At 71.4% G+C, this 10,392-nt stretch carries 10 protein-coding genes; 9 read left to right on the top strand and 1 reads right to left on the bottom strand.

All coding sequences use genetic code 11. The features are described from left to right. The coding region (locus VN520_RS28295; RefSeq protein ID WP_325749793.1) for a PP2C family protein-serine/threonine phosphatase at positions 1-506 on the top strand (506 nt) is incomplete at its 5' end. 124 nt (positions 507-630) lie between these two features. Beyond that, the gene (locus tag VN520_RS28290; RefSeq protein WP_325749792.1) at positions 631-2,094 is read left to right on the top strand and encodes an aminopeptidase P family protein; all 1,464 of its coding nucleotides are present in this window, start codon (positions 631-633) and stop codon (positions 2,092-2,094) included. A 48-nt stretch (positions 2,095-2,142) separates the two neighbouring features. Here VN520_RS28290 and VN520_RS28285 read toward each other — a convergent pair whose 3' ends face one another. Next, a complete protein-coding gene (locus VN520_RS28285) occupies positions 2,143-2,730 on the bottom strand; it encodes an ATP-binding protein (protein WP_325749791.1) in 588 nt (195 codons plus the stop codon). 280 nt (positions 2,731-3,010) lie between these two features. Here VN520_RS28285 and VN520_RS28280 point away from each other — a divergent pair, with 280 nt between their 5' ends. The 7 genes from VN520_RS28280 to pheA all read left to right on the top strand — a co-directional run bounded on the left by VN520_RS28280 (position 3,011) and on the right by pheA (position 10,157). Then, positions 3,011-3,817, top strand: a complete 807-nt coding sequence (locus VN520_RS28280; protein ID WP_325749790.1) for a hypothetical protein — start codon at positions 3,011-3,013, stop codon at positions 3,815-3,817. 102 nt (positions 3,818-3,919) lie between these two features. Further along, positions 3,920-4,648 carry a YcnI family protein gene (locus VN520_RS28275; protein WP_325749789.1) on the top strand — a complete coding sequence of 243 codons (729 nt, stop codon included), beginning with the start codon at positions 3,920-3,922 and terminating at the stop codon, positions 4,646-4,648. Between the two features lie 45 nt (positions 4,649-4,693). Beyond that, on the top strand, positions 4,694-5,353 hold the full coding sequence (locus VN520_RS28270) for an SCO family protein (protein WP_325749788.1): 660 nt from the start codon (positions 4,694-4,696) through the stop codon (positions 5,351-5,353). Then, positions 5,350-5,796, top strand: coding sequence for a copper chaperone PCu(A)C (locus VN520_RS28265; protein ID WP_325749787.1), 447 nt, complete (start codon positions 5,350-5,352; stop codon positions 5,794-5,796). The genes VN520_RS28270 and VN520_RS28265 overlap by 4 nt, the downstream gene beginning before the upstream one ends. A gap of 14 nt (positions 5,797-5,810) precedes the next feature. Further along, entirely contained in the window at positions 5,811-7,802 is a 1,992-nt protein-coding gene (locus tag VN520_RS28260; RefSeq protein ID WP_325749786.1) for a copper resistance CopC/CopD family protein, read from the top strand. A gap of 5 nt (positions 7,803-7,807) precedes the next feature. After that, the gene (efeB, locus tag VN520_RS28255) at positions 7,808-9,121 is read left to right on the top strand and encodes an iron uptake transporter deferrochelatase/peroxidase subunit (protein ID WP_414719971.1); all 1,314 of its coding nucleotides are present in this window, start codon (positions 7,808-7,810) and stop codon (positions 9,119-9,121) included. Positions 9,122-9,221: 100 nt separating this feature from the next. Next, positions 9,222-10,157: a prephenate dehydratase gene (gene pheA / locus VN520_RS28250; RefSeq protein ID WP_325749785.1), complete on the top strand. Its 936-nt coding sequence runs from the start codon at positions 9,222-9,224 to the stop codon at positions 10,155-10,157. Positions 10,158-10,392 lie beyond the last annotated feature (235 nt).

Below are 10,392 nucleotides of genomic sequence, written 5' to 3'. Positions count from 1 at the left end.
CCGGCCTGCGCGCCTACGCCGTGATGGAGGGCGAGGACCCCGTCGCCGTACTGTCCGATCTCGAACTGCTGCTGAGGCTGACCGAACCGGCCCGCTCGGCGACGGCCCTCTACGCATACTGCGAACCCGGCAGGCGCACGGTCGTGCTCGCCGGCGCGGGGCACGCCCCACCGCTGGTGACAGGTGACCGGCGCACCGAATTCATCGAGACGACCCTCTCCGCGCCCCTGGGCATGCTCTCCTGCTGGGAGGCGCCGAGCGTGGAATTCACGCCCCGGTCCGGCGAGACGGTGCTGTTCTACACCGACGGACTGCTGCGCCGCACCGGAGCCACCATGGACCGCGCGTTCGCGCGGCTGCACGCGGCTGCGGCCGGTGTCCCGAAGGCGCTGCGCCAGGACCCCGGGGCCGTCGCGGACCACGTCCTGCGAGCCGTGCTGCCCGACGGCGCGGACCGGAGCGACCGCACCGAGGACATCGCCCTGCTGGCCGCGCGCTTCGACTGAGGACGCCGACAGCCCCGCCTGCCGCCGACGGCGACCCGGGCCGGAAGAGGTCTTCCGGCCCCGGGCCCCCTTCCGCACGCCCGTACGATGGGTGGGGCCCAGTGTCGTACAAGGAGGACAAAACGTGTCTGAGGAGCTCGCCCCGGAGACCCCGGAAACAGCAGAAGCAGAGCCGATCAAGCAGCGGAAGAACGGCCTGTACCCGGGCATTTCCGATGAGCTCGCCGAGAACATGAAGTCCGGCTGGGCCGACACCGAGCTGCACGGCCTGGAGCCGATCGCCCAGGCCTCCTACACCGCCGCCCGCCGCGCCGCGCTCTCCGCGCGTTTCCCCGGCGAGCGGCTCGTCATCCCCGCGGGCAACCTGAAGACCCGTTCCAATGACACCGAGTACGCCTTCCGCGCCTCCACCGAGTACGCGTACCTCACCGGCGACCTGACCCAGGACGGCGTCCTGGTGCTCGAACCGGCCGACGGCGGACACGAGGCGACGGTCTACCTGCTGCCCCGCTCCGACCGTGGGAACGGCGAGTTCTGGCTCGACGGCCAGGGTGAGCTCTGGGTCGGCCGCCGCAACTCCCTCACCGAGGCCGAGCAGCTGCTCGGCATCCCGGCGAAGGACGTCCGCGAGCTCCCGGCCGCGCTGGCCGGGGCCACCGGCCCGGTGCGCACCGTCCGCGGGCACGACGCGGGCATCGAAGCCGCCCTCACCGACAAGGTCACCGCGGAGCGCGACGAAGAACTGCGCGTCTTCCTCTCCGAGGCCCGCCTGGTCAAGGACGCCTTCGAGATCGCCGAACTGCAGAAGGCCTGTGACGCCACGGCGCGCGGCTTCGAGGACGTCGTGAAGGTGCTCGACAAGGCCGAGGCCACCAGCGAGCGCTACATCGAGGGCACCTTCTTCCTGCGCGCCCGCGTCGACGGCAACGACATCGGCTACGGCTCGATCTGCGCGGCCGGACCGCACGCCACCACCCTGCACTGGGTCCGCAACGACGGCCCGGTCCGCCCCGGCGAACTCCTCCTGCTCGACGCGGGCGTGGAGACCACCGAGCTGTACACCGCCGACGTGACCCGGACGCTGCCCGTCAACGGCACGTTCTCGCCGCTGCAGCGGAAGATCTACGACGCGGTGTACGAGGCCCAGGAGGCGGGCATCGCGGCCGTGAGGCCCGGCGCCGCCTTCCGCGACTTCCACGACGCCGCTCAGCGGGTCCTCACCGAGAAGCTGGTCGAGTGGGGCCTGCTGGGCGACCTGTCCGTGGAGAAGGTCCTGGAGCTGGGACTGCAGCGCCGCTGGACGCTGCACGGCACCGGCCACATGCTCGGCATGGACGTCCACGACTGCGCCGTCGCGCGCACGGAGTCGTACGTCGACGGCACCCTGGAGCCGGGGGTCTGCCTCACGGTCGAGCCCGGACTGTACTTCCAGGCCGACGACCTGACCGTGCCCGAGGAGTACCGGGGCATCGGGGTCCGGATCGAGGACGACATCCTCGTGACCGAGGACGGCAACCGGAACCTGTCCGCCGCACTGCCGCGCCGGGCCGACGAGGTCGAGGCGTGGATGGCCCGGCTCAAGGGCTGACACGGGCGGCGCCGGAAGCCGCGCCCCGTGCGCCGGAGGGCGCGCTGCTCAGGACACCATGAGCAGCGCGCCCTCCCGCCATTTCAGGACCTTGTCGAAGCTCACCACCGCGCCGCGCCCCGGACCGTTGCCGAAGTGGACGTGATCGGCGAGCTCCTCGATCAGACAGAGTCCGCGGCCGCTCTCCGCCGTTGCCGGAGGACGAACCGCGGTGCACACGTACGGAGGGCCGTCCGCCGGGTGAGCGGTGGACGGCGTCGGATCCGGCGGCATCCCGGCGGATGGCTGTGCGGCGGTGCGAAGCGTGCGCCGGGAGGGGAAACCGGGCCCCGAGTCGGCGACTTCGATACGGCACTTCTCGCCGTCCAGATAGGCGGTGACCCGGTACTGGCCGCAGGAGTGTCCGGACTTCCCGTCACCGGCGGGGGCGGGGCCCGCGTCCTCGGCCCTGCCCCCCTCCCGCCGTTCGCCGCCGTGTTCCACGGCGTTCGCACAGGCTTCGCTGAGTGCGACCGAGAGGTCGTAGGAGATGTCCGGATCCACCCCCGCGGTCTCCATGGTGCCGAGGAGAAAACGACGGGCGAGCGGGACGCTCGCAGCTTCGCGCCGCAAATGGAGTGACCACCACATGCTCATGCTCCAGCCTCCTGGCTGCGGCTCGACATACCGTTACGTATTGCCGCGACGGGCTCGTCGTAAGCACGAATGCGCCGTGACAGCGCTCATTCGGCGGATGCGCATATTCCGCACACCGGTGTATGCCGTGCCCCGGGGACGGACCCGGCGCAGCCGTGAACCGGCTCCGGGCACCCATGAACAGGTGCAACCCTCCTGATCACCCCCTGATGGGGACGGATGCCGACCTTCCGGACCTGCCGTACGGAGACCGGGGGCCCGGTGGGATGATGACTCGGCCATGTCTATGCCTGTCGCACGCGCCGGAGCCGGTATGCGGCTTTTGAGGACCGCGGTGTTCACCGCGGTCTGTGTCGTGCTCGCTGCCGCCGGACATGGCTTCGCCGCAGGTGCGGGTGTGTCCGCGTGGAGTCTGGCGGCCGGCTTCGCCGGAGTGTTCGCCGTCGCTGCGGCACTCGCCGGACGTGAGCGGACCCTTCTTCCCATCGCTGCCGCCCTCACGGCAGGGCAGCTCGCCCTGCACGTCCTCTTCGGGCTCGGGCGGCACGCCCCGGCTGCCGCGGCGGGGACCGGGGACGACTCGCTGATCCGCTTCGCCGCCGGGCTGGTGTGCGGTGCCGGGCCCGCGCAGCTGAGCGCCGGCGAGGCCCACCGCATCGTGACCGCGGCGGGCCTGGACCCGGCGGCCGTGGCCCAGGGGCACACCCAGGCGGCGTCCGGCGCGGCCGACCCGTCGGTCCTGGCCACGGTGATGTCCGGCCTGCCCGGCCTGCCCATGTTCCTGGGGCACCTGTTCGCCGCGCTCGCCACCGGCTGGCTGCTGCGCCGTGGTGAGATCGCGCTCTTCCGGCTCGCCAGGCTCTCGGCGCAGGGCGGCCGGCAGCTCGCGGCCGGGGCCAGGCTGCGCGCGCTGCGCGCGGCGATGGCACTCGTACGCGCTCTGCGTGCGGGTCTTCCGGGACAGCCCACGAGCGGGCCGCGCACGGCCGGCGAAGACGCCGACGAGCACGTGTCCGCCACCGGGGACGTTCTGCAGCACATGGTGATCAGGCGCGGACCGCCGCCCGTGTACGTACGCGCAGCCTGACGCGGCCCCTCCGCCGGGATCCCGGAGAGGAGGTGGTCGTGATGCCGTCGCGCCTCCGCGCGCCGGACCACCTCGTCCTCGTTTCCCGGAGTGATCCCTGCCATGAACATTTCCCGTATCGCCCTCGCCGGCGGCGTCGCCGCGTCCACCGTCCTGCTGCTGGCCGGCACCGCCTCCGCGCACGTCAGCGTGCAGCCGCAGGGCGAAGCCGCCAAGGGCGGTTACGCCACCGTCAACTTCAAGGTTCCCAACGAGCGCGACAACGCCTCCACCGTCAAGCTCGAGATCAGTTTCCCGACCGACCACCCGCTGGCGTCCGTCAGCCCGCAGCCGGTGACCGGCTGGAAGATCGACGTCACCAGGAGCAAGCTGGCCGAGCCGCTCGAGGTGCACGGCAAGAAGATCGACGAAGCGGTCTCCAAGGTGACCTGGACCGCGGACGGCAGCGGCATCGCGCCCGGCTTCTTCCAGCAGTTCCCGCTCTCGGTCGGACAGCTGCCCGAGGACGCCGACCAGCTCGTCTTCAAGGCGCTCCAGACCTACAGCAACAAGGAAGTCGTCCGCTGGATCGAGGAGCCCGTCGAGGGCGGCGAAGAGCCCGAGAGCCCCGCTCCCGTCCTCGCGCTGACCGCCCCGGCGGCCGACACCCACGGTGCCGCCGCGGAGGACGGGAGCGGTGAGGCCGAGGAGCCGAAGGAGTCGGCGGCGTCCTCGGACGACGCGTCGTCGGGCACCGACAGCACCGCCCGTGTCCTGGGTGTCGTCGGCATCGTCGTCGGCATCGCAGGCGTCGCGTTCGGCGTCCTCGCCGGACGTCGCCGCAGCGCCTGACCCCGCCTGCTCCACCTCCCGTATCCACAGATCAGGAATCGCTCCATGCACAGCAAGAAGACAGTGCTGGCCGCGGCGTTCGCCGCCGTGGCCGCGCTGACCCTGTCGGCCTGCGGCAGCGGCTCGGACCCGGCGACGGACGACTCCGTCGCCGAGGTCTCCTCCGACGCCGGGTCCGAGCCCGCGACCGTGCTCGACCAGCCGTTCACCAAGCCCGGCCTCGTCCTCACCGACACGCACGGCAAGAAGTACGACCTGCGCGAGCAGACCAAGGGCAAGCCGACTCTCATCTACTTCGGCTACACCAACTGCCCCGACGTGTGCCCGCTGACCATGAGCAACATCGCCATCGCCAAGCGGGCGCTGCCCGAGGCCGACCAGGACAAGCTCCAGGTCGTCTTCGTCACGACGGACCCCGAACGGGACACCCCGGCGTCACTGGGCAGCTGGCTCAAGGCGCAGGACCCCGGTTTCACCGGCCTCACGGGCGACTTCCAGGCCATCCAGGCGGGAGCGCGGCAGATCGGCATCGGCATCGACCCGCCGAAGAAGGAGAAGGACGGCACGGTCGTCTCGATGCACGGCGCCCAGGTCATCGCGTTCTCCCCGAAGACCGACAAGGGGTACGTGCTCTACAGCGAGGACACCACGGCCGAGGACTACACCGAGGACCTCCCGGAGCTCATCAAGGGGGAGACCCCGTGAACCGCCGCACGGCAGTCGCCGGCGCCCTGGCCCTCACCACCGGGCTGGTGCTGACGGCGTGTTCCTCGGACGACGCACCGCGGCTGGAGGTGACCGGGGCCTTCATGCCCCAGCCCGTCAGCGACATGGCGGCCGGTTTCCTCCTCGTGAAGAACAGCGGTGACGCCGCCGACCGGCTCACCTCGGTGACCAGCGCCCTCTCGGACAACGTCTCCATCCACGAGACGAAGAACCGGACGATGCGGATGGTCACGTCGTTCGAGGTGCCCGCCGGTGGCGAGCTCGACCTCGAACGCGGCGGCAACCACATCATGTTCACGGACCTGAAGGAGCAGCCCGAGCGGGGAGAGACGGTCTCCGTGGAACTGCACTTCGAGAAGGCCGACCCCATCAAGGTCGACATTCCCGTGAAGGAGACCACCTACGACCCGAAGAAGCAGTGAGGTACTGACGCCCCATGACTGCAGCCACCGCCCCGCCCTTCGGGTCCTCCCCCGCACGACGGCCGCTCGCCGCGGTCGCGCTCCTCGCCGCGCTGGCCAGCCTGCTGTTCGGCCTGGTGCTGGCGGGCGCTGGTCCCGCGTCCGCGCACGCCGCTCTCACGGGGAGCGATCCGCAGGACGGGGCGGTGGTCGCCACGGCTCCCGAGCAAGTCACGCTCACCTTCTCCGAGCAGATCGCCGTGGACGACGACTCGATCCGGGTCCTCGGCCCGAGCGGCGAACGGGCCGACGACGGCGCCCCCCGGGACCTGACGAGTGGCGGCGCCGTGCGGTACGGCGTCCAGCTCCACAGCGGTCTGCCCGACGGCACGTACACCGTGGCCTGGCAGGCCGTGTCCGCGGACAGCCATCCGGTCTCGGGCGCCTTCACCTTCTCCGTCGGCGCCCCCTCGGAAACCACCGTCGCCCTGCCCTCGGGCGGAGCCGGCGGTGGTCTTGTGGGCGCGCTCTACGGCATCGCACGCTACGCCGCGTACGCCGGATTCATCCTGCTCGCGGGCGGGTCGGCCTTCGTACTCGCCTGCTGGCAGCGCGGGGCGGGCGCGCGGCCGCTGCAGCGGCTCGTCGTACGCGGCTGGGTCACGCTCACCGCGGCCACCCTGGTCATGCTGTTCCTGCGCCACCCGTACACCGGCTCCGGCAGGCTCGCGGACGCCTTCGACCTCGCCGGCCTCCAGTCCGTACTCGACACCAAGCCGGGAGCGGCTCTGGTGTCCAGGCTGCTGCTCCTCGGCGCCTCCGCGCTGTTCATCGCCGTCCTGTTCGGTGCTTACGCCAGGCGTGAGGACGAGAAGGAGAAGCAGGACCTCACCTTCGGGCTCGCGACGGGCGGAGCGGTCATCGCCACGGGGATCGCCGGTACGTGGGCCCTGGCCGAGCACGCCTCCACGGGGCTCCAGCCGGGCATCGCCATGCCGGTCGACGTGCTCCACCTGCTCGCCGTGGCCGGCTGGCTGGGCGGACTCGCCGCGCTGCTGGTCGCCCTGTACCGGACGCCGGACATCACGAGCGGCGCGGTACGGCGGTTCTCCCGTCTGGCGTTCGGCAGCGTGGTCGTCCTCGCCGCGACCGGGCTCTACCAGTCCTGGCGGCAGGTCGGTTCGTGGTCGGCGCTGACCGGCACCCGGTACGGGCAGCTGCTGCTCGTCAAGGTGGCGCTCGTCGCCCTGCTCATCGGCGCCGCCTGGGTGTCCCGGCGGTGGACGGGGCGGCTGACCGGGCGCACCGGCTCCGCCGACGACACCGGCCCGGACGTCCCGGAGCCGGCGCGGCCGCCTGTTCCGGTGGAGACGGCGGAGCCGGACTCGCCGGCCGGGCCGGCGCAATCGGTTCCGCCGGAGGCGGAGGGCACCGGCGAGGAGGTGGCGCCGGAGCGTGCCGCCCAGCTCGCCAGGCAGCGCGCCGCTCTGACGGCGACGAAGGAGAAACGCGCCCGCGAGGCCGATCCGGACCGCTCCGGACTGCGACGTTCCGTGATGGTGGAGACGGGCATCGCCGTGGTGCTCCTCGTCGTCACGACGATCCTGACGGCCACCGAGCCAGGCCGCACCGAGGAGGAAGCCGCCCGTGGGAACACCGCGGCGGCGGCCGCACCCGTGGCCGGCGGGCCGGTCGGCCTGAGCCTGCCCTTCGACACCGGCGGGCAGAACGGCAAGGGGACGGTACGACTGGACGTCTCGCCCGGCGGAACCGGATCGAACAGCGTGCACCTCTGGATCGACGGACCTGACGAACGTCCGCTCGACGTCCCCGAGGTGAAGCTCGCCTTCACCCTGGAGTCCAAGGACATCGGCCCGCTGCCGGTCGTTCCCGACCGCCTCGCCGCCGGGCACTGGACCGCGAGCGGCGTGCAGATCCCGATGGCGGGTGACTGGAAGGTCGCCGTGACGGTGCGCACGTCGGACATCGACCAGACGACCATCGACAAGAACGTGAAGATCGGTTGAGCAGGGTGAGCAGGAAGAAGAACGGCCTCGGGGAGAACGGCGCCGCTGTCCGCCGCGACGAAGCCGGTCCGGGCGGCACGGACGGCGTCTCCCGGCGGAAGCTGATCGGCGGCGCGGGAGCGGCCGGGGCGGCAGGTCTTGTCCTGGGCGCGGCGGGTGGTGCGGGCGGTTACGCCGCGACACGCGGGGAGGCGCCGGCACCACTGACCTCGGTCGGCTCGACCGAGGCGGTGTTTCACGGGAAACACCAAGCGGGGATCACCACTCCGCTTCAGGCCCGCGGGCATCTGGTCGCCTTCGATCTCGCAGCCGGCGCGGGACGCAAGGAAGCAGCCGCCCTGATGCGCCGCTGGTCGGCCGTGGCGGAACGGCTGATGGTCGGTGAGCCCGCGGACACCGGCCAGGGGCACGACACCGGGGTGGCCCTGGATGCCGGGCCCTCCTCCTTGAGCGTCACCTTCGGATTCGGACGGACCTTCTTCTCCCGCACCGGCCTGACGGGCCGCCGGCCGGCCGCACTGGACCCGCTGCCGGCCTTCTCCTCCGACCACCTCGACGCCAAGCGGTCCGAGGGCGACCTCTGGGTCCAGATCGGCGCCGACGACGCGCTCGTCGCCTTCCACGCGCTGCGCGCCCTTCAGAAGGAGGCCGGCCCGGCCGCCCGGGTGCGCTGGCAGATGAACGGCTTCAACCGTTCCCCGGGCGTCACGGACCGGCCGATGACCACACGCAATCTGATGGGTCAGGTGGACGGCACCAACAACCCGAAACCCGCCGAGAGCGACTTCGGGGAGCGGATCTTCGTACCGGCCGGCGGCTCATCGGCGTACGCCTGGATGGCAGGCGGATCGTACGCCGTGGTCCGTCGGATCAGGATGCTCCTGGACGACTGGGAGGAGCTCACGGTCGAGCGCCAGGAACAGGTCATCGGACGGCGCAAGTCGGACGGTGCCCCGCTCAGCGGTGGCGCGGAGGACACCGCCATGGATCTGGACAAGGCGGGGCCTGACGGCAAGCTGCTGATCCCCGGCAACGCGCACGCCCGGATCTCCGCCCCCGAGCAGAACGGCGGTGCCGCGATGCTGCGCCGCCCGTTCTCGTACCACGACGGCATCGCGGAGGACGGGACCCCGGACGCCGGACTGCTCTTCATCTGCTGGCAGGCCGATCCGTTCAAGGGTTTCATTCCGGTGCAGCGCAAACTCGACCGAGGGGACGCGCTCTCCCCGTTCATCCGGCACGAGGCGAGCGGTCTGTTCGCCGTACCCGGAGGTGCCGCGTCCGGGGAGTACGTGGGGCAGCGGCTGCTGGAGGCCTGAAACCGCCCCGGATCCGCCCTTCAGCAGGTGCGGGGCACAGCCCCCGCCCTCGGCGGGCGAGAGGCGCGTGCCCCGGCCGTCGGCCCATTAGGGTGACCGTATGTCAGCCACGCGCTACGCCTACCTCGGCCCCGAAGGCACCTTCACCGAGGTCGCCCTCCGTACCCTCCCCGAAGCCGCGACCCGCGAACTCGTCCCGATGGTCTCCGTGCCGGCCGCGCTGGACGCCGTGCGCGGCGGGGAGGCCGCAGCAGCACTCGTCCCCATCGAGAACTCCGTCGAGGGCGGGATCAGCGCGACACTCGACGAGCTGACCTCGGGCGCTCCACTGATGATCTACCGCGAAGTGCTGCTCTCCATCACTTTCGCGCTGCTGGTGCGCCCCGGGACGAAGCTGTCGGACATCAAGACCGTCACCGCCCACCCTGCCGCCCAGCCACAGGTACGCAACTGGCTGGCGGCCCACCTGCCCGGCGCGGTGTGGGAGTCGGCAGCCTCCAATGCCGACGGAGCGCGGCTGGTCCAGGAGGGCCGCTACGACGCCGCCTTCGCCGGTGAGTTCGCCGCGGCGACCTACGGGCTGGAACCGCTGGTGACGGAGATCCACGACGCGGAGAACGCGCAGACCCGCTTCGTGCTGGTGGGACGCCCGGCCCGGCCGTCCGCACCGACGGGTGCCGACAAGACCTCCGTGGTCATCTGGCTCGGTGACGACCGTCCGGGCGCCCTCCTCGAACTGCTCCAGGAGTTCGCCGTCCGCGGGGTCAACCTGATGCTGATCCAGTCCCGGCCCACCGGGGAGGGCATCGGGAACTACTGCTTCGCCGTGGACGCGGAGGGGCACATCTCGGACCGCCGCGTCGGCGAAGCGCTGATGGGGCTGAAGCGGATCTGCCCGAATGTGCGCTTCCTGGGTTCGTACCCGCGCGCGGGGGTGACGCCTGACGAGGTGAGCCCCCTGCGGACCGGGACATCGGACACGGACTTCACCGAGGCGTCCGACTGGCTGGCCCGCAGCCAGGACGGCCGGGTCTGAAAGCTGTGGGGGAGGTCTGCCGACACTCCCCGTCGTCCCCATCTGCAGATTTTCATTCCACACACAAAGTTATCCACAGGGCATCACGCCAGCCTGGGGACAAGTCGACAACGAACTCCGGCATAACGGATAAAACATCCACACGGCCCTGGGGCTCCCGCAGGCGCCCACACCCCTCAGGTCACCTCAACCCCGTTGATCAACCCATCGGAACGAGGAATACCCACCCGAATGA

Origin of the sequence: Streptomyces sp., assembly GCF_035563135.1 — a bacterium.
Lineage (GTDB): Bacteria > Actinomycetota > Actinomycetes > Streptomycetales > Streptomycetaceae > Streptomyces.
This window is presented reverse-complemented; position numbering and strand designations above follow the sequence as displayed.